The organism is Acutalibacter sp. 1XD8-33, assembly GCF_003612555.1.
GTDB lineage: Bacteria > Bacillota > Clostridia > Oscillospirales > Acutalibacteraceae > Acutalibacter.
This window is the reverse complement of record NZ_RAZF01000011.1, coordinates 23,025-42,418: the sequence shown is the minus strand read 5'-3', so window position 1 is coordinate 42,418 and position 19,394 is coordinate 23,025. Positions and strand designations below refer to the sequence as shown.

Here is a 19,394-nt window from a genome sequence, read left to right as displayed (position 1 = left end):
AAAAAATGCGCTTCTCAGGTGTTTAAGGTCAAGACCTTGGAGGCTCTGAGTCTCAGCTGCCGCTTCGGTCGGTGACGGGAAATCGCCACTGGCGATTGTCGCCCTCCAAACCACCGCGAGCTTTTGAAGAAAGCTAAGACTTCGCAGAGCGAAGTCTGCAAAACTTTTACCCGTTTCGCGCCCGTTCTGTTGGCGTGCGCCGCCGCCGGGCCTCAGCGCTTGCCGGGACTTGGTGCTCTGCAATCGGCCAGCGCGCGCACTCACGCGCCCATATTCAAAAAATCCAAAGCACAGAAAAAGGACCCCTTCGAAAAGGGGTCCTTCGTTATGTTATGCAAGAATTCAGTCCCTGTGGGCGCATAGTTAACGCGGTTCAAAAGAGGTATTTGACCTCTTTTGAACTAGGCGGCGTAGCAGTCCAACTTAAAAATCAGTATATACCGATTTTTAAGTGCGTTTACTATAGTTGAGCAGGTAATTCTTCATGATCTCCGCGATCTCCACCCGCTTGGCATTTCCCCTGGGATCCAGAATGCGGTTCGGCCGGCCCTTGATGATGCCGTTCTCATAGGCCCAGCACATAGCGTTCCAGGCATAGCTGCTGGTGGCCCAGTCGTCATAGAAGGGGAGGTTATAGGACCGGGGGGCAGGGGAGCCCGCGTGCCGCCACAGGATGGTGACCACCTGTTCCCGGGTGATATTGTCGTTGGGGCCAAAAGCCGTGGCGCTGTAGCCGTTCACCACGCCTGTGCGGGTTGCCCAGACAATGCACCGGTAGAACCATTCCGTGGAGGGAACATCCTTATAGGGGCGGGTCAGGGCACCGCCTCCTACCGCGTCGGGACGGCCTTCCGCCCGCCAGAGGGCCATGGTGAGCATCGCCCGGCTGGTGGGCATATTGGGCCCATAGCGGTTGGAGGAGACGCCGTTCATGATTACCTCATCCAGGCAGTAATGGACCGCGTCATGATACCATTCTCTGGGATTCAGGTCGCTGAACCGGCTCAGGGGACAGGTGTAGTCCCGGGGGCAGGTAATATAATCATCTGGGGCGATCCGCTGGAATACCGCGTGAATGGTGTGGTTCTCCATCACAGAGCGGAAGGTATAGCTCTCCAGGGCATAGAGGCTTTCGCCGTCTACAATCAGGTCCACCAGCTCATAGCCATAGTTGGCGGTGGCGTTGAAGGTCACGTCCTGGCCCTTATCCACTGTGACGGTGTTGGACTGACCCGTGGTGGTAATCAGGGACCCGCCGGAGGTACAGGTGGCGGTGATGGTGACAGGGGATTCCTTCCAGGTAGCATAGAGGGTGGTGTTCCGGTTAAAGGTGTGGGTGGCACCGGCAGTCAGGTGCTCGCCCTTGAGAGAGCCCACAGCCCAGCGGTCAAACACCATGCCATAGGGAGGCGTAAAGGTACAGGAGGGCAGGGTGAAGGGGGAGTCCATGGGAGCGGTGCTGCTCTCCATTTCGCCGGAACCGCCGTTGGCCTCATAGCTGATCTGGAATCCCCAGTGGGCATACAAAGTGATGGAAAGCCCTTCAGTTTCATCCGTTCCTTCCGGCACGGAGACGGTGCTGTCTTTGGTAATCTGGGTTCCGCCGGTGGCGGCGGTGAACCAGCCCAGGAAGGTGTGGCCGTCCCAGCGGGCGGAGGCGGGAAGGTTGGTATACTTCGCGCCATAGTTGTAGGTTCTGGGGTCTCGGCTGCCAGGAGCGCCGTTGTAATCGAAGTTTACGGTGACCTTTCGGGCGGTCCAGTGGGCGTAGAGCTTCTCGGGGGCCTTTTCGCCCACGGAATCACCGCTTTCCACCTGAGAGCCGTCCTCGGCCTTGGTGAACCAGCCCTCAAAGGTATAACCGGTGCGGGTGGGCACAGGCAGGGTGGGGTATTTCCCCCCTGGGGTAACGCCGATTCTGCCGCTCACGCCATCGGGGAGCTTTCCGCCCTGGAGCTCCAGGGTCACAGGGTCGCCCCCTTGCCAGTGGGCGAAGAGCGTCTGTTTCTGGGTGATTTGCACCGTGTCCTCGGCCTTGACCTCCAGGCCGCCGGAGGGCTGGGTGAACCAGCCCAGGAAAGTATAGCCGGAGCGGTCGGGCTGGGCAAGAGGGCCGTATTTCTGGTCGTAGGTGACGGTTTTGTCGGTGGGTGCGGCAGGAGCGCCAGTGTAGTTCAGGTCATAGGCAACGGTGTAGGTGTTGGCTTTCCAATGGGCGTAGATCATCCCGATGTCCGCGGGGGAAACGGCGTCGCCCTCTTTTACCCTCACGCCGCTGTCCTTTTGGGCGGTGAACCAGCCCTGGAAGGTGTAGCCCGCGCGAGTGGGGTCAGGCAGCTCGGGATATTTGCCGTCTACAGGGGTCACGGACTTGGGTTCGCCGTCCGCCAGAGTGCCACCGTCCGGGTTTAGGTTGATGGAGCCCATCTGGCCCCAGTGGGCGTAGAGGGTGTGGGATTCCTGCTTGACCAGACTTCCGTTGGTTTTGGCCTCGGTTCCGCCGCTCTTCTCCGCGAACCAGCCTAGGAAATTGTAGCCGGCGCGGGTTACTTGGGGCAGCTGGCCGTATTTCAGGGTATCCCCGATTTTGATATCCGCCGGGCCTGCGGGCGCGCCGGTATAGTTCAGGTCAAAGGAGACGATGATCTCGTCGGCGGGGGGAGTGGTGACCGCTTTCCAGGCCGCGTGAATGGTAATGTCCTGGTTGAACTCGTCGTTATCCTTGAGGATATGGAATTTGGTGGCGTCGTTGGGATACATCTCATCCCGAAGATACCAGCTGGAAAATTCCCGAAGAGCGCTGTTGTCGGGTTTCAAAAGCTCCTGCTTCAGGTAGTTGGCCTTGAAGTCCGCGAAGGTGGTGCCGCTGGGAATATTTATGGATTTGGGCAGGGCGGATCCATCATATGTGCCGCCGTTGGGGTTAACGGAGACGGTGATCGCCGTTCCCCACACGGCATAGATGGTTTGGCTGCTGTTGATGGGAGCGGTCAGGTCAACCGGCACGTATCCAGTAGATGAGGTGCTCCAGCCCTTAAGGATGAGGCCAGAGTCCGTGTTGGTGGCGGTGACATCCTTAAGAGCGTTCCCAAAGGTAGTGCCAGAGGCAACATTGATGTCAAAGTTATCTCCTTTATCCACGCCTTGATAAGTGAATTTGCCGCCGTTGCCTGTCAGGGTGAGCTTCACCGTATCGGCGGAGACAGTGCCGTAGACGGGGTAGAGCGAAAGAACAGGAACCTCTTTCCCATCGTGCACTTCCAAGGGAGCGTAGGCGGCATTGTCGCAGAGGAACTGCAAAATAGTGCCGGAATTGGCTCTGGCACGGGATGCAGTGCTGGCCGCGGGCCTCTTTAGAACAATATCCGCATCAGTATAGGCAGACTGATCTTTATCCACGAAACTCCAGCCAGTAATGATTTCGCTATTGGGTCCTTGAATGTTTTGCCGGTCCACTTCATCCCAGAAATCCTGAAGAGATGTAGTTTGGTTGTAAGAAACGGAGATATTGAGAGTGGAGGAATTTTGAGGTAAGTAAGCCGTTAATTTGCTGCTTTCGGGAATCCACCGGGCATAGAGCTGCTTAACCTCTCCCGCCGAAAGCCCGTTGGCATCGGTTTCTTCAAATTTTGTCGCGCCTTTGAGTGTGTCGTCATACCAGCCGCAGAACCGATAGCCGGAACGGGTAGGAGCAGGCAGAAGAACACTGGTCCCTGTGCCCTGACTGGATATGGCTTCTAAGTAAGTACCTGTGGCGTTCCGATAATTATAAACAATCAGATAACTGTTTGTCAGGCTGGATTTGTCAAAATACTGGGCGTACAGATGGGTGATATCCGGATTAACCAGCTCGTCATTGGAGATCTTTATGCCTCGGTCATTGAAAGAGGAATTTGTGTACCATCCAAGGAACACTTTATCGGAATAAAGCGTTTCGGAAATAGTAGGCAGAGCCGGGTTCTCATATGCGCCGTTCTTCTTATAAGGAAACGTCGCGCTTTGGCTGCTATCGCAGCTGTCATTTTCAGAGCAGTTCCTATTAAAATTGTAATGGAATTTGACGGATATTTCTTCATCCGAGCCCTTCACGGCCCAGGTGTTCAGGACCAGCCGAGAGTTGATGTCGTCGGGGTCCTCATAGTGAAACGTAATCGTATGGGAATCGCCCGGATTCTTTGCCGCCCCCGCCGAAAGGGGCAGAGCGCCCAGGGCGAGAATCACGCAGAGCAGCAGACTGACGAATTTTTTAACCATATTTTCAGCCTCCGTTTTTCTTTTATATGTAAATTTATTATAGCCGCGCCGCCCTGGAAAGTCAAGGCAAAAAACAGCGGCGGAGCCCGCGCCCCGCCGCCAATTTTTTCCTATTTTTTCGCGATGAGCCCGTCCACATACTGCCGGGCCGCCCGGGCCGAGCGGCTGCTCCGGGACAGGGCGAACCGCTCCGCCCCCGCGCACAGCTCCTCGTCCGGCAGGTCCAGCTCCGCCTCTTCGGCCAGACTGCGCACGATGTTCAGGTAGGTGCTCTTGTCCGGCCGCTGGAAGGTGATCCGCAGGCCGAAGCGCTCCGCCAGGGAGGCCGCCTCCTGCATGCTGTCCCGCCGGTGGACCTCGTCCCCCTCCCGGTCGGAGAAGCGCTCTTTCACAAGATGCCGCCGGTTGCTGGTGGCGTACACCGCCACGTTCCCGGATTTGGCGGAGACCGAGCCCTCCAGCATCCCCTTCAGGGCGCTGAAATCGTCGTCGTCCCGCTCAAAGGACAGGTCGTCGATGAAGATGATGAATTTCAGGGGGTTCTCGGTGAGCTCCTCCAGGATTCCCGGAATCTCGTGGAGCTGCTCCTTGCGCACCTCCAGAATCCGCAGGCCCTCCTCCCACAGCTCGTTCACCACAGCCTTCACGGTGGAGGACTTCCCCGTGCCCGCGTCCCCGGTGAGGAGGATGTTGGCCGCGGGCTTGCCGGAGAGCAGCGCACGGGTATTTTCCAGGATCAGGTCCTTTTCCCGCTGGTAGTCGATGAGCTGGGAGAGGCGGATGGGGTCCGGGGAGCGCACCGGGACCACCCGGCCCTTGCCGTCCAGACAGAGCATCCGGTTCCGGGAGTAGATGCCGTAGCCGTAGCGGCCCACCTCCTTGGCCCGTTCGCCGTATTCGTTGGTGAGGTTGACCTTTTTCCCCTCGAACCGGGCCAGGGCCAGATTGCAGTTGGCCTCTTCCAGCAGACGGGCGGCGTCCAGGCCGGCGGCGTCGCTGAGGGTGTCCAGGTCCAGAATGGTGCTGTCTAGCAGGAGCTTGTCCGGCAGCCTGCCCACGCCCATCATTCGGATGTATACATTGTCGCTGTCAAAGACCAGGTCCCGCAGGTAGTCGGTGAGGCTTATATATCCCGCCTGGTACAGCCGGGAGACGAACTCCCCATAGGCCGGCACAAACCGTTCTGGGCCGCCGGAGGTCCTTTCCAGGCAACGGATCAGAGCGGAAACTACCGGATCCTCCAGCAGATTGCGGAAAACAGTCATGGACCGCAGCCGCAGGGCTAGTTTGGATAATTTTTTCGCCATTAGTTCAGCACCGCGCCCTTCGCCCCGCTGGAAACCAACGCCGCGTACCGCTGCAGATAGCCGGAGAGATCCTTCTGCTTGGGAGTGAAGCCGGCCATGCGGGCGGCGAATTCTTCCGGAGTGATTTTCAGCTCGATTTTATTTGCCGGGATGTCGATGAGGATCTGGTCCCCCTCCTCCACAATGCCGATGGGCCCGCCGCTGGCGGCCTCGGGGGAGACATGCCCCACGCAGGCTCCCCGGGTGGCTCCGGAGAACCGGCCGTCGGTGATGAGGGCCACGGAGTTGCCCAGGCCCATGCCCATAATGGCGGAGGTGGGGTTCAGCATCTCCCGCATACCGGGGCCTCCCTTGGGGCCTTCGTAGCGGATGACCACCACGTCGCCGGGGTGGATTTCTCCGGCGTTGATGGCGGTCTGGGCGTCCTCTTCGCACTCGAACACCCGGGCCGGGCCCTGGTGCCGGAGCATCTCCGGGGCCACGGCGGAGCGCTTCACCACCGAGCCCTCTGGGGCCAGATTGCCCTTGAGCACGGCGATGCCGCCGGTCTCGGAGAAGGGGTTCTCGATGGGGCGGATCACGTCTGGGTTTTTATTTTGGGCGGGGGCGATGTTCTCCCCCACGGTTTTTCCGGTGACGGTGGGGCAGTCCGTGTGCAGCAGGCCCTTCTTGTTCAGCTCGTGCATGATGGCGTAGACGCCGCCGGCCTCGTCCAGGTCCTCCACATAGGTGCGCCCGGCGGGGGCCAGATGGCACAGGTTGGGGGTCTTTTCGCTGATGGCGTTGGCGATGTCCAGGTCGATGTCAATGCCGCACTCGTGGGCGATGGCGGGCAGGTGGAGCATGGAGTTTGTGGAGCAGCCCAGAGCCATGTCCACGGTGAGGGCGTTCTGGAAGGCCCCCTCCGTCATGATATCCCTGGGGCGGAGGTCCCGCTTCAGCATGTCCATCACAGCCATGCCCGCGTGCTTGGCGAGCTCGATCCGGGCGGAGTACACGGCGGGGATGGTGCCGTTGCCGGGCAGGCCCATGCCCAGGGCCTCGGTGAGGCAGTTCATGGAGTTGGCGGTGTACATGCCGGAGCAGGAGCCGCAGCTGGGGCAGCCCTTCTGCTCGTATTCCCGGAGCTTTTCCTCGGTGATCTTCCCGGCGTTGAACTGGCCCACCGCCTCGGAGATGGAGGAGAAGCTGGTCTTGCAGCCGTCCACCCGACCGGCCAGCATGGGCCCGCCGCTGACGAACACCGTGGGCAGGTTCAGCCTTGCCGCCGCCATCAGGAGGCCGGGGACGTTCTTGTCGCAGTTGGGCACCATGACCAGGGCGTCAAAGCCGTGGGCCAAGGCCATGGCCTCGGTGGAGTCGGCGATCAGGTCCCGGGTGACCAGGGAGTACTTCATGCCCACATGGCCCATGGCGATGCCGTCGCACACGGCGATGGCGGGGAACACGATGGGGGTGCCCCCGGCCATTGCCACGCCCAGCTTCACCGCGTCCACGATCTTATCGATGTTCATGTGGCCGGGCACGATCTCGTTATAGGAGCTGACAATGCCCACCAGGGGCCGGGCGATCTCCTCTTCTGTGAGGCCCAGCGCGTGGTAGAGCGCCCGGTGCGGGGCGTTCTGGGGCGTCAGCTTGATTTTGTCGCTTACCATAAGAATTCTCCTTTAAAAAAATGCAGAGCGAAAGCCCGGTTCTCTGCCGGGCTTCCTTTGCCGCGTTCTAAGGTTTCAGAAGGTCGAAGAGCGGCTGAAAATATTCCGGGTCGGCGCTGTCGTAGGACACGGAGCCGCCGTTCCCCTTTGAAAATTTGATCGCGCCGGGGGAGACCCCAAAGGATGTGGGCTGGAACAGGATCGGCCCGCCAATGGTGGCCCAGGTCCCGCCGCTGCCGGCCGGGGGATACTGCACCCTGGCCTCGTAGCGGAAGCCGTTGAGCAGGTCCACAATCTTTTGCAGCTTCTCATCGTCCGAAACGTTGATGTGGGTCTGCATGTCCCGGTTCTCGAAGGAAATGGTGACCACAGTGCCGGGAAGGAAAAAGAACAGGCGGTGGGAGGCGGCCTGATAGATGCGCAGGGAGACGATGGAGACCGCCAGAAGGGCGCAGGCCCCCAGAAGGAATTTCCTCGCGATTTTCTTGAGCTTTTCCTTTTTCATAGAGACCTCTCCCTTCCAAACAGATTCTATGGGTTTTTGTGGGCCCGGCTATCCCTCCGGGATTTCCAGCTCTTCCACCGTCACGCCCTCGCCGAACTCCTGGAACAGCTCCTCCAAGGCCCCGGCGGAGCCCTCCTCCAGCGCGCCGCTGAGCAGAAACGCGGCGTTGGCCTGCAGAGAGGCCGTGCCGTTGTGGAAGGAGACCATCACCGGGCAGGCGTCGGGGTAGAAGTAGAAGAAAATGGCGTTTTCGGGGATATTCTCCACCTCGTAGGTCTGGGAGACCGTGCAGATGCTGGCCGCAGCAAGGGTCTCGGCCCCGGCCCGGCTGTTGAGCATGGACAGGACGGAATTCTGCATCCGGTGGAGCACGAACTTCCGCAGGGGCCGGGAAAACTCCTCCAGGTCCACCGCCCCCTCGCTGGCCAGGGAGGCCAGAACCTCCTGGCTGAAGGTGACCCTGTATACGCTCTCCGGCCGGCTGAAGTCCTGGCCCTCCAGGGGCTCCAGCACCGCCCGGACGCTCTCCGCTGTGCTCATCAGGTCCAGATATTGTTCGCTGTTCACCATCTCCTCCAGCAGCCCGGCCATTTCCAGGCCCTGGCTATAGAGGGTGGCGTCGTCCGCCAGGGGCACGTCGGTCTGGGCGGACTGCCCCACGCAGGAGCACAGGAGCGCGCACAGGCAGAGCGCCAGCACAGAGCATATGATTCGTTGTCTCATGAAAATTTCCTCATTCCAGATCAATATACGCCTCGCCCTGGGCCCGCCGGGTGTAGATCTCCCGCAGCTCCTCCAGCACCTCCTCCTTTGGGCGGGCGAAGGGCTCCCCGTGGCTCAGAAGGAACCAGGGAGCGGAGAGGGCCTCCAGGGTCCGGATGGTGTCCTGGAGCAGGGTGGCGTTGTAGCGGATTCTGCCGTCTACGCGGGTGCTATAGGCGGCGTCCCCCAGAAAGGCGTACCGGCCCCCGACCTCCATCCCCAGGCAGCCTTTCGCGTGGCTGGAGGGGATGGGGAACAGGCGCAGGCCGGGCTCGGGCTCCATGGGCGCTTCCACCACCTGGCCCGCCCCCGCGTGGCGGAGGGTGTACCGGCCCAGGTAGAGCTCCTCCCGGGAAATCCGGGGCAGATTGCCCATGTGGTCCTGGTGGAAATGAGAGATCGCCACCCGCTTTTTTCCGGGCAAGCGGTTGATCCGCTCCGCGGCCTGCTCCCCGCAGCCCACGTCGAAAATCCACAGGCTGTCCCTGCCCTCATACACGCCGATGTCCGCGCAGAGGGGGTCCGGACTGGCGGGCCAGTAGCCGAGCCTCGGCGAGATAGATATTAGACCAAGCTCACCAGACGCCCACAGGCCAAGGTTCTGTTCCATAGGCGCGCTCACTGCTTGTCGGGGTTTGGACAGGTGACAAACCAGACATATCCAAACCGGTCCCGGGTGGCGGAGCCGCAGCCGCCGTCGTCTGGGGCAGGGTGGGGGTGCAGGGGAGAGAGGACGGTTCCGCCCCCGGCCGCCAGCGTGTCAATGGCGTGCCGCGCCTTCTCCATGGTGTCCAGGTGTACCATCAGCTTCACGGCGGGGTCCCCGGAAAAGTCGAAGTTGTCGCCGGCTCCCATGGGGGTATTGCCCAGCCGGAACTCCACGTGCATGACCGTTCCAATTTGCTCGGGCCTCCCGCAGTTCTGCCGGTCCCAGCGGGACAGATGATGGATTTTCCCGCCAAAGGCCTCCATATAGGTACGCAGGGCCTCCTCGCAGTTCCCGTTGAAGGTCAGGTATGGGATGATGTCAATCCTCTTCTCCATAGCGGAATGCTCTCCTCAGTTGTTGATCAGCTTGTCCTCGTCGCTCCAGCTGTAGAGCTTGCGGATGTCCTGTCCCACGATCTCGGCGGGGTGCTCGGAAGCCAGCTTCCGCATGGCGTTGAAATGCACCTGACCGCCCGCGTCGGACATATCCAGCAGGAATTCCTTGGCAAAGGTGCCGTCCTGGATGTCGGAGAGGATCTTCTTCATGGTTTTCTTGGTCTCCTCGGTGATGAGCTTGGGCCCGGTGATGTAGTCGCCGTACTCAGCGGTGTTGCTGATGGAGTACCGCATTCCGGCGAAGCCGCTCTGGTAGATCAGGTCCACGATGAGCTTCATCTCATGGATACACTCGAAATAGGCGTTCCGGGGGTCATAGCCGGCCTCGCAGAGGGTCTCGAAGCCTGCCTGCATCAGGGCGCACACGCCGCCGCAGAGCACGGCCTGCTCGCCGAACAGGTCGGTCTCGGTCTCGGTGCGGAAGGTGGTCTCCAGCACGCCGGCCCGGGCGCCGCCGATGCCCAGGGCGTAGGCCAGGCCGATGTCCCAGGCGTCGCCGGTGGCGTCCTGCTCCACGGCGATGAGGCAGGGCACGCCCTTGCCCGCCTGATACTCGCTGCGCACGGTGTGGCCGGGGCCCTTGGGAGCGATCATGATCACATTCACGTTCTTGGGGGGCTTGATGCAGCCGAAGTGGATGTTGAAGCCGTGGGCGAAGGCCAGGGTCTTGCCCTCGGTGAGGTTGGGCTCGATGGACTCCTTGTAGAGCTTGGCCTGCTTCTCGTCGTTGATGAGGATCATGATGATGTCCGCGGCCTTGGCGGCTTCGGCGGAGGTCATGACCTTGAGGCCCTGGCTCTCGGCCTTCTGCCAGCTCTTTGAGCCCTCATACAGGCCCACGATCACGTTGACGCCGCTGTCTTTCAGGTTCAGAGCGTGGGCATGGCCCTGGGAGCCGTAGCCGATGATGGCCACCGTCTTGCCGCTGAGGCGCTGGAGATCGCAGTCCTGCTGATAGAAAATTCTTGCCATGATAAAAACCTCTTTTCAATTTTTTCTATATTTATACTTTCTGAAAGAAAGTATACTTTATTATAAAGTAATACTGTATGGCCGTAGTCGGCGAAGAGTTCGCAAGCGAACTCTTCGCCGACTACGGCAAGGTCGTGGAGCTCCGCTCCACACCACGCAACCTTTGAAAAGGTGGACGAAACTTTTACGCTGGTTAGCTGAGTGCGCTAAAGTTAGCGGAATGCGTGGTGGCGGATCCAACGCCGCCTTTGCGTTGGCGAGGATTCTCAAGGGCGAGTAGCCCTTGAGTCGCCGAAGGCCATGCCCGTACTACTCCCAAAAAGTATACCTTTCGGTATTTTTACGGAAGAAACCTGAGAAAGTAACAGTCGTTCCCCTCCATATAGGCCGTTTTCCGGAACCCATGCCGGAGGTAAAACCGCTCCGCTTTAGGGTTGTTCTTATGGACCCCCAGCGCGATGGGCCTTTCCCCGAACTCGCTGTACACATGCTCCACCGCCAGCTCCAGGGCCAGGCCGCCAAGCCCCATGCCCCGCAGCTCCCGGTCCATCACAAAGCCCATGAGCCGGTAGAAGGGTTTTTCCCGCATCTCGGGTGGGTCGGTGTCCCAGGGAATGGCCTCGCCCAGGAGCAACACTCCTGCGCACCGGCCCTCGTACCTGATGAGAAACGTGCGCCCGATGCAGCCGTGCTCCGCGCCGTACTGCGTCAGCTCCCAGAGGGTGTCCACACTATCCACTAGCTCCTCGCTCACATCCTCCCGGCGTATGCCCCGGGCCTCGTCCAGGTTTGCTTTGGTCAGCGGCTCCAGGGTGATGAGGGAGGCCATCAGTAGATCTCCGCCTTCTTCTCGATGGTCATGGCCCCGCGCTCCAGGGAGATGACGCCGGTGCGGCAGATCTCCAGCACAGTGTAGTCCTGCATGACCTCGATGAACGCGTCGATATTCCGGGCGGTGCCCACCATCTGCAGCACCACGGAATCCCGGGTGTAGTCCACAATCTTCGCTCCGAAAGCCTCAGCGGCGGCGTGAATGTCGCTGCGGAGCTCGGGCTTGTTCTGTACCTTCAAGAGCAGCAGCTCGCAGGTGACGCAGTCCTCCTCCTTGATCTCCGCGATGGATACCACCACCGGCAGCTTGTAGAGCTGGTCGATGAGCTGGTCCTTGTCCCGGCCCCCGCCGTCAGCGGTGATGGTGATCCGCGACCGGGTGTCAGATTCCGTGACGCTGACACTAAGGCTGGTGATATTGAACCTCCTGCGCCGGAACATGCTGGTCACCCGGTTCAGCACGCCGAACTGGTTCTGCACCAGCACAGCCAAAGTAAAGCTCTCCATATCAGTCACCCACCTTTGTTATGATATCATCCATGCTTCCGCCGGGGGGCAGCATGGGCAGCACGAACTCGTCCTTGTCGATCATGCACTCGATCAGGTACGGCCCATCGCTTTGAAAGGCCGTCTTAAGGGCTTCGTCCAGCCCGTTCAGGTCCGTCACCCTCCTGCCATCGGCCCCGAAGGCCTTACTGAGCGCTACAAAGTCCGTTTTCCGGTCCAGGACCGTGTTGGAATAGTGCTTGTCGAAGAACAGCGTCTGCCACTGGCGCACCATGCCCAGCACGCCGTTGTTCATGATCAGGATCACCAGGGGGATGTTCTCGTGGACGGCGGTGGCCAGCTCGTTGAGGCACATGCCGAAGCCGCCGTCCCCGGTGACCAGCACCGTGCGCTGGCCGGTGGCGATCTGCGCCCCCATGGCCGCCCCCATGCCGAAGCCCATGGTGCCCAGGCCCCCGCTGGAGACGAACCGCCGGATCTTCCGGAACTCTAGGGTCTGGGCCGCCCACATCTGGTGCTGGCCCACGTCCGTGGCCACGGGCAGCTCCCCCTTGGTAAAGCGGTTCAGGGCCAGCAGCACATTGCGGGGGGTCAGGCCCTCCCGGTGGTCCAAAGACCAGTTCTCATCGTTTTTCAGCTGGGAAATGGCCTGCCGCCAGGGGTCGTGCCGCTTCTGCTCCAAGAGGGGCAGCAGCTTCTGCAGGGTGAGCTTCAGGTCTCCCCGCAGGGCGTGGGCCGGAGAGATGTTCTTGGAGAGCTCCGCCCCGTCGATGTCGATATGGACAATCTGGGCCTTGGTGGCAAACTTCTCCCGGTTGCCAGTGACCCGGTCGTTGAAGCGCACGCCCAGGGCGATGATGCAGTCCGCGTGGTGCATAGCCATGGAGGAGGCGTAGTGCCCGTGCATCCCCTGCATCCCCAAAAACCGGGGATGGCTGGTGGGTACGCCGGAAATGCCCATAAAGGAGCAGCCGATGGGCGCGTCGATCCGGTCCGCCAGGGCCAGGACCTCCTCTTCCGCCTGGGAGTTGATGAGCCCGCCGCCGAAGTAGACATAGGGCCTGTGGGCCTGGTTGATGCACTCCGCCGCCTCCTGAATCCGCACGTCCTTGGCGGCCTTTTTTTCGTCGGCCTTCACAGGGGGCAGGGGCTCGTATTCGCACTGGGCGATCTGGATGTCCTTGGGCACGTCCACCAGGACCGGGCCCGGCCGGTCGGACATGGCCAGGCGGAAGGCCTCCCGGATGGTGTCCGCCAGTTCCTCCACCCGCCCCACCACATAGTTATGCTTGGTGATGGGCAGGGTGATGCCCGTGATGTCGATCTCCTGGAAGCTGTCCGTGCCCAGCTGGCCGCTGGGGACATTCCCCGTGATGGCTACCAGGGGGACGGAGTCCAGGTAGGCGGTGGCGATGCCCGTCACCAGATTGGTAGCCCCGGGGCCGGAGGTGGCGATGACCACCCCGGGCCTGCCGGTCATGCGGGCGTAGCCGTCGGCGGCGTGGGCCGCCCCCTGCTCGTGGGCGGTGAGCACATGGCGCAGCTCGTCCCGGTATTTATACAGGGAGTCGTACACGTTGATGATCTGCCCGCCGGGGTAGCCGAACACCACATCGCAGCCCTGCTCGATCAGGGTTTTCACAATAATATCCGCGCCGGACAGCATCATAGGCAATGGCCTCCCTCCTGGTACTCCTCCGCCAGAATCGAGTAGAAACAGGCGTCGCAGTAGCCCTGGTTGTTCCAGTCGTAGTTCCGCAGGGTGCCCTCATACTTCATGCCGCACTTCTTCATGACCTCGCCGGAGTGGGGATTGTTGGGGTCGTGGCGGCTGTCGATGCGCTGGTAGCCCTCCCGGAACAGGAATTTGATCACGGCGGCGAGGGCCTCGGTCATAATGCCCTGGCGCCACCATTTCTTGCCGATGCAGTAGCCCACATGGGCCTTTCTCAGGGTGTCGTTCTGGTCCACCACGCTGATGGACCCGATGGGCTCGCCCAGCTCCTTGAGCACGATGGCCCAGTTATAGCAGGCGCCGTTTTCATAGCGGCCCTCCCAGTCCTCCAGCAGCTCGGCGGTGGCCTCCACGCTCACATGGGGCTGCCAGGTGAGGAACCGGGTGACCTCCGGGTCGCTGGCCCAGTTGTGGTACATGGCCCCGGCGTCCTCCACCTTGAAGCGGCGCAGGATCAGCCGGTCCGTCTCGATGGTGCGGGTGCCGGAATGGCGCAAGGCCTGGGGGGCGGTCCCGGCGTCCTGCTTCCTTTTTGTGAGCTTGGCCCAGGCCACGCCCGCGGCGGCTCCCGCGGCGACCCATGCCAGAGACCGAACGATTCTATTCATGTTGATTTCCTCCATTGCTTATATAGTGTTTGAGTGTTTTTGCTTTTGTATGGGGGCCTTCGGGGCGCGGCGGCGCGTCCAGATTTCAGCTGGCAGGGCGCGCTCTCGGCTGGTACGCCCGTGCGCTCAGCTGGCTTGCTCCGGGACTAGGGGGGCTTTTTATTCTTGCAAAAAGCCCCCCTCTTGGCAGACTCCGTCCGCCAATTCACCCCGCAAAAATTGCGCTTCTCAGGTGTTAAGGTCAAGGGCAAGACCGTGGGACGCTGCTAAGGCACACCCTGCGGCCTTTGAAAAGGCCGGCGAAACTTTTACGGTTGTTAGGTTAGCTGGTCGAACAACATAAATCGTTCACGACGAACGTAGTGAGGAGTGGGTAAAAGTTTTTGATCAAACTTTTTTCAAAAAGTTTGTGGGGTGTGGGGCAACGCCCCACGACCTTGCGCGCCGGAGGCCCTCACCCCGCCTGAACCAGCTTGAAGCCGTTGTCCCGCAGGGCCTGGGCGATCATCTGCACATGGGCGTAGTTCCGGGTCTCCATGCCGATCTTCAGGTAGCAGCCGTTGATGCTCTCGATCTCCCCGGCCCGCTCATACTGGACGCTGGTCACGTTGCCGCCGCACTCCGCGATGATCCGGGAGACGTTCTGCAGCTGGCCGGGCTTGTCGATGAGCTCGATCACCAGAGTGCTGGACCGACCGGACTTCATCAGGCCCCGCTCGATCACCCGGGACAGGATGGTCACGTCGATGTTGCCCCCGGAGACCAGGCTCACCACCCGTTTGCCTTCGGTGGGGAACTTATTGAACATGGCCGCCGCCACGGACACGGCCCCCGCCCCCTCGGCGATCATCTTCTGCTTTTCCATCAGCGCCAGGATGGCGGAGGAGATCTCGTCCTCCGTGACCAGGGCGATGTCGTCCACATATTTCTGTACCAGCTGGAAGGTGTGCTCCCCCGGCTGCTTTACCGCGATGCCGTCCGCGATGGTGGACACATTGTCCAGGCATCCGATGGACCCGGCTCGCACGGAGTTGAACATGCTGGGGGCCCCCGCCGCCTGGACCCCGTAGACCTTGATGGAGGGGTTCATGGACTTGATGGCGCAGGCCACGCCGGAGATCAGCCCGCCCCCGCCCACGGGTACGATCACCGCGTCGATGTCGTTGATCTCCTGGACGATCTCCAGGCCGATGGTGCCCTGCCCGGCGATCACGTCCTCGTCGTCAAAGGGGTGGACGAAGGTGTAGCCCCGCTCCTCCCGGAGCTCCAGGGCCCGGTTGTAGGCGTCGTCGTAGACCCCCTCCACCAGACAGACCTTGGCGCCGTACTTCTTGGTGGCCTCGATTTTGGAGATGGGGGCGCTGTCCGGCAGGCAGATCACCGATTCCACCCCGCTTTTGGTGGCGGCCAGGGCCACGCCCTGGGCATGGTTCCCGGCGGAGCAGGCGATCACCCCCCTGGCCTTCTCCTCCTCGGAGAGCATGGAAATCTTGTAGCCGGAGCCCCGCAGCTTGAAGGAGCCGGTTTTTTGCAGGTTTTCCGGCTTCAGGTAGAGGGAGCAGTTCTCCGTGATGCCCTCGGTGTGGACGATGGCGGTGCTACGGATGATGTTTTTCAGCACCACGGAGGCATGAAAAATTTTGTCGATAGATAGCATAGTAGAAGTCCCCATTCTGTAAAACTCCCGGCGTATTTGCATAAATAACAGTCGCGCACCCGTTCAAATCGCTTTGAAGGGTGCGGCGTTCAACCGGAAATTCCAGCTTTTTCAAGCGGCTTACGTTGGAAGAAACGGTAATTTCCCAGCGGTCCGCCACAGCTTTAGTGTGTTATTGAACTATACTATACCATCTGTAGAGCAGTTTGTCAAGCGCCAGAGATTGCCTGGGCCAGCCTCGCAAATTGACAGTTGAATTGCCCTGGGCTTTGTGCTATAGTTAACGTGGTTTGAGGGAGTATTTGTTGGCCCGCGCCGTGGAAGTATACTTTGATAACATTATAATAGTTATGTGCTGGCCTCTGGGCACACAGCCTCCGGCAGGGGGGCTCCGGGTCTCGCCTCCACCTCGCCGCCTTTTAAGAAAGGCGAGACTTCGTTTCACGAAGTCTACGAAACTTTTACTGTCATTCCTCATTTCATTCGTTGTGAACATTTTGATGTTTTTCACAAGCTAACCAGGGTAAAAGTTTTTGATCCAAACTTTTTTCAAAAAGTTTGGTCCAGTCCAGGGTGAAACCCTGGCTGCCAGAGGCCAAAACACACTCTAGATAAAGTATACTTGGCTACGCACACGATCTCTCAAAAGTATTATTTTGGGAATATGGGAGGAGTTTTTATGACAAGACGGGAAGCCCGGGAGCAGGCCTTCTGCCTGCTGTTTGAACAGGCTGCGGGAGGCGAACGGATGGAGGATATCCTCAAGGCGGCCCACGAGGCCCGGGATCTGGTTCCCAACTCCTTCACGGAGGAGCTGGTTTTCGGGGTGGAGGAAAACCGGGAGAAAATCGACGGCGTTGTCCGGGAAAACCTGCGGGGCTGGAGCATTCACCGCATCTCCAAGGTCGCTCTGACGCTACTGCGCCTGGCGGTATACGAGATGCTGTTTGATCCCGCTATCCCCGCCAGCGTGTCCATCAACGAGGCCGTGGAACTGGCAAAGACCTACGGCGGCAAGGGGGACGCACCCTATATCAACGGGGTTCTAAGTTCTGTGAACAAGAGCCATTGCGCTTAGGGGCCTCCTATGAAAACCCTGGGGATTGATACCAGCAACTATACTACTTCCGCCGCCGTCTACGACGGGGAACAGGTCCTGGAGAACCGGAAGCACCCCCTGCCCGTACCAAAAGGGGCCCGAGGCCTGCGCCAGAGCGACGCGGTCTTTCACCATACCCGCCAGCTCCCCCGGCTGCTCAGCGGCCTTCTGCCTGTGGAGGGGCTTCGGGCCATCGGCGTCTCTGTGAGCCCCCGGCAGGGGGAGGACTCCTACATGCCCTGCTTCCTGGCCGGGAAGGGCTTCGCGGAGGTGCTGGGCGCGGCTCTTAGCGTGCCTGTGGCCCCGTTTTCCCATCAGCAGGGACACATCGCAGCCGCGCTCTATTCCGCCGGGCAGCTGGACCTTCTGGAGGAGAGATTCCTGGCGTTCCATGTCTCCGGCGGCACCACCGAGGCCCTGCTGGTCTCTCCCGGCGGCGAGGAGGGCCCGGCCGTGGAGATCGCCGCCGCCTCCCTGGACCTGAAAGCCGGGCAGGCCGTGGACCGGGTGGGCGTGGCCCTGGGGCTCCCCTTCCCCTGCGGACCGGCCCTGGAGGAGCTGGCCCTCCGATGGCCGGAGCCCGTGCGGGTGAAGCCCGTGCTACGGGGGGCTGACTGCTCCCTCTCCGGCATTGAAAACCAGTGTATGGCCATGATCCGGGCGGGCAGCCCGCCGGAGGAGACCGCCCGGCACTGCCTGGAGTCCATCGCCGCCGCGCTGGAGGCCATGTGCCGTCTGCTGCTCCGGGAGCGGGGCCCCCTGCCCGTGGTGTTTTCCGGCGGGGTCTGCGGCAATTTCCTGATCCGGGAACGGCTCTCCGGGGCCTTCGGGGCCTATTTCGCCGCGCCGGAATTTTCCAGCGATAACGCTGCGGGCGCGGCCATTCTTGCAGCAAAAACGAGGTGATTTTCTTGAGCCAGGCTTTGCTTACCGTAACCCAGGTGAACCGGTTCCTCAAGTCCCTGATCGAGGGAGACGGCCGCCTGGGGGACATTATGATCACCGGGGAGCTGTCCAATTTTACCGGGCAGCACCGCTCCGGCCACATGTATTTTTCCCTGAAGGATGACCGCTCGGTGATTCGGGCGGTGATGTTTTCCTCCGCCGTCTCCCGCCTGCGCTTCCGCCCGGCGGACGGCATGAAGGTGATCATCCGGGGTCGCGTCTCCGTCTACGAGGCCTCGGGCCAGTACCAGCTCTATGTGGAGGATATGCAGCCCGACGGCATCGGCGCCCTTGCCATGGCCTTCGAGCAGCTGAAGGCCCGGCTTACCGCCGAAGGTCTCTTTGACCCGGACCGGAAGCGCCCCCTGCCCCCCTATCCCCAGCGAATTGGGGTGGTGACCTCCCCCACCGGCGCGGCTGTCCGGGACATCCTCCAGATCACGGCCCGGCGCTGGCCTCTGGCGGAGATCGTGTTCTGCCCGGTGCTGGTCCAGGGGGAGAGCGCCTCCGCCCAGATCACCGCCGCCGTGCAGGCCTTGAACCGGGCAAGGGCCTGCGACGTGATGATCGTGGGCCGGGGGGGCGGCTCCATGGAGGACCTGTGGGCCTTTAACGACGAGGCCCTGGCCCGGGCGGTGGCGGCATCGGAGATCCCGGTGGTGTCGGCTGTGGGCCACGAGACGGATTTCACCATCTGCGACTTCGCCGCCGACTTGCGGGCCCCCACCCCCAGCGCCGCCGCCGAGCTGTGCACCCCGGACCGGGACACGGAGCTGGACCGGCTGCTGGCCTATCACCGGTATTTCCAGGACAAGGGCCTGGGGACGGTCCAGGACCTGCGCCAGCGGGTGGACCTGCTTTTGCGGGACTCCCCCCTGAACCGTCCGGGAGACTACACCCTGGCCCGCCGGGCCCGGCTGGAGGAGCTCTCCGCCCGGCTGGAGGCCCAGGGCCGGGAGCAGATGAATACCCGCCGTCAGACCCTGGCCCTGCTCTCCGGCAAGCTGGACGCCATGAGCCCGCTGAAGGTGCTCTCCCGGGGCTACTCTGTGGTGTACCACGGGGGCAAAGCCGTGCGGGACCTGACCGGGCTCCCCGCCGGGGAGGAGGTCACTTTGCAAGTGGAAACCGGCCGGCGACAGGCCAAGCTGGTGTGAGCCCAAGGTCGTGGGACTCCGTCCCACACCCTGCGGCCTTTGAAAAGGCCGGCGAAACTTTTACCCTGCTTCCTCACTACGTTCGTCGCAGACAATTAACGTTTTTAGCTTAGCTAACCAACGTAAAAAGTTTTGCAGACTTCGCTCTGCGAAGTCTTAGCCTTCTTCAAAAGCTCGCGGTGGTTTGGAGGGCGACGGGAAATCGCCAGTGGCGATTTCCCGTCGCCGACCGAAGCGGCAGCTGAGACTCAGAGCCTCCACGGTCTTGCCCTTGACCTTAAACACCTGAGAAGCAT

The 19,394-nt window shown here is 61.2% G+C and carries 16 protein-coding genes; 3 read left to right on the top strand and 13 right to left on the bottom strand.

The window, feature by feature from the left end:
• Nucleotides 1–447: 447 nt before the first annotated feature.
• The 13 genes from D7X94_RS09410 to ilvA all read right to left on the bottom strand — a co-directional run bounded on the left by D7X94_RS09410 (nucleotide 448) and on the right by ilvA (nucleotide 15,897).
• On the bottom strand, nucleotides 448–4,254 hold the full coding sequence (locus D7X94_RS09410) for an InlB B-repeat-containing protein (RefSeq protein WP_120427466.1): 3,807 nt from the start codon (nucleotides 4,252–4,254) through the stop codon (nucleotides 448–450).
• Between the two features lie 110 nt (nucleotides 4,255–4,364).
• Nucleotides 4,365–5,561 carry a DUF815 domain-containing protein gene (locus D7X94_RS09405; RefSeq protein ID WP_120427465.1) on the bottom strand — a complete coding sequence of 399 codons (1,197 nt, stop codon included), beginning with the start codon at nucleotides 5,559–5,561 and terminating at the stop codon, nucleotides 4,365–4,367.
• Nucleotides 5,561–7,216 carry a dihydroxy-acid dehydratase gene (gene ilvD, locus D7X94_RS09400; RefSeq protein ID WP_120427464.1) on the bottom strand — a complete coding sequence of 552 codons (1,656 nt, stop codon included), beginning with the start codon at nucleotides 7,214–7,216 and terminating at the stop codon, nucleotides 5,561–5,563. The genes D7X94_RS09405 and ilvD overlap by 1 nt, the downstream gene beginning before the upstream one ends.
• A 67-nt stretch (nucleotides 7,217–7,283) precedes the next feature.
• Nucleotides 7,284–7,721 carry a hypothetical protein gene (locus D7X94_RS09395; protein WP_120427463.1) on the bottom strand — a complete coding sequence of 146 codons (438 nt, stop codon included), beginning with the start codon at nucleotides 7,719–7,721 and terminating at the stop codon, nucleotides 7,284–7,286.
• 48 nt (nucleotides 7,722–7,769) lie between these two features.
• Nucleotides 7,770–8,444: a hypothetical protein gene (locus tag D7X94_RS09390; RefSeq protein ID WP_147401699.1), complete on the bottom strand. Its 675-nt coding sequence runs from the start codon at nucleotides 8,442–8,444 to the stop codon at nucleotides 7,770–7,772.
• A 10-nt stretch (nucleotides 8,445–8,454) separates the two neighbouring features.
• The gene (locus D7X94_RS09385; RefSeq protein WP_147401698.1) at nucleotides 8,455–9,093 is read right to left on the bottom strand and encodes a hypothetical protein; all 639 of its coding nucleotides are present in this window, start codon (nucleotides 9,091–9,093) and stop codon (nucleotides 8,455–8,457) included.
• 8 nt (nucleotides 9,094–9,101) lie between these two features.
• Entirely contained in the window at nucleotides 9,102–9,527 is a 426-nt protein-coding gene (locus tag D7X94_RS09380; RefSeq protein WP_120427460.1) for a VOC family protein, read from the bottom strand.
• Between the two features lie 15 nt (nucleotides 9,528–9,542).
• On the bottom strand, nucleotides 9,543–10,562 hold the full coding sequence (ilvC, locus tag D7X94_RS09375) for a ketol-acid reductoisomerase (RefSeq protein WP_120427459.1): 1,020 nt from the start codon (nucleotides 10,560–10,562) through the stop codon (nucleotides 9,543–9,545).
• A gap of 337 nt (nucleotides 10,563–10,899) precedes the next feature.
• Nucleotides 10,900–11,388 carry a GNAT family N-acetyltransferase gene (locus D7X94_RS09370; RefSeq protein WP_120427458.1) on the bottom strand — a complete coding sequence of 163 codons (489 nt, stop codon included), beginning with the start codon at nucleotides 11,386–11,388 and terminating at the stop codon, nucleotides 10,900–10,902.
• Nucleotides 11,388–11,897: an acetolactate synthase small subunit gene (ilvN, locus tag D7X94_RS09365; RefSeq protein ID WP_120427457.1), complete on the bottom strand. Its 510-nt coding sequence runs from the start codon at nucleotides 11,895–11,897 to the stop codon at nucleotides 11,388–11,390. The genes D7X94_RS09370 and ilvN overlap by 1 nt, the downstream gene beginning before the upstream one ends.
• Before the next feature lies 1 nt (nucleotide 11,898).
• Nucleotides 11,899–13,566, bottom strand: coding sequence for a biosynthetic-type acetolactate synthase large subunit (ilvB, locus tag D7X94_RS09360; protein WP_120427456.1), 1,668 nt, complete (start codon nucleotides 13,564–13,566; stop codon nucleotides 11,899–11,901).
• Nucleotides 13,563–14,129 carry a GNAT family N-acetyltransferase gene (locus D7X94_RS09355; protein WP_120427531.1) on the bottom strand — a complete coding sequence of 189 codons (567 nt, stop codon included), beginning with the start codon at nucleotides 14,127–14,129 and terminating at the stop codon, nucleotides 13,563–13,565. Before D7X94_RS09355 ends, ilvB begins: the two co-directional genes overlap by 4 nt.
• Before the next feature lie 565 nt (nucleotides 14,130–14,694).
• On the bottom strand, nucleotides 14,695–15,897 hold the full coding sequence (gene ilvA / locus D7X94_RS09350) for a threonine ammonia-lyase (protein WP_120427455.1): 1,203 nt from the start codon (nucleotides 15,895–15,897) through the stop codon (nucleotides 14,695–14,697).
• 679 nt (nucleotides 15,898–16,576) lie between these two features.
• Here ilvA and nusB point away from each other — a divergent pair.
• From nusB to xseA, 3 genes are read left to right on the top strand one after another with little or no spacing between them, the layout of a single operon-like run.
• A complete protein-coding gene (nusB, locus tag D7X94_RS09345; protein WP_120427454.1) occupies nucleotides 16,577–16,975 on the top strand; it encodes a transcription antitermination factor NusB in 399 nt (132 codons plus the stop codon).
• A gap of 9 nt (nucleotides 16,976–16,984) precedes the next feature.
• On the top strand, nucleotides 16,985–17,902 hold the full coding sequence (locus D7X94_RS09340) for a peptidase M22 (protein WP_120427453.1): 918 nt from the start codon (nucleotides 16,985–16,987) through the stop codon (nucleotides 17,900–17,902).
• Entirely contained in the window at nucleotides 17,899–19,098 is a 1,200-nt protein-coding gene (xseA, locus tag D7X94_RS09335; RefSeq protein ID WP_442857899.1) for an exodeoxyribonuclease VII large subunit, read from the top strand. The genes D7X94_RS09340 and xseA overlap by 4 nt, the downstream gene beginning before the upstream one ends.
• Nucleotides 19,099–19,394: the final 296 nt, after the last annotated feature.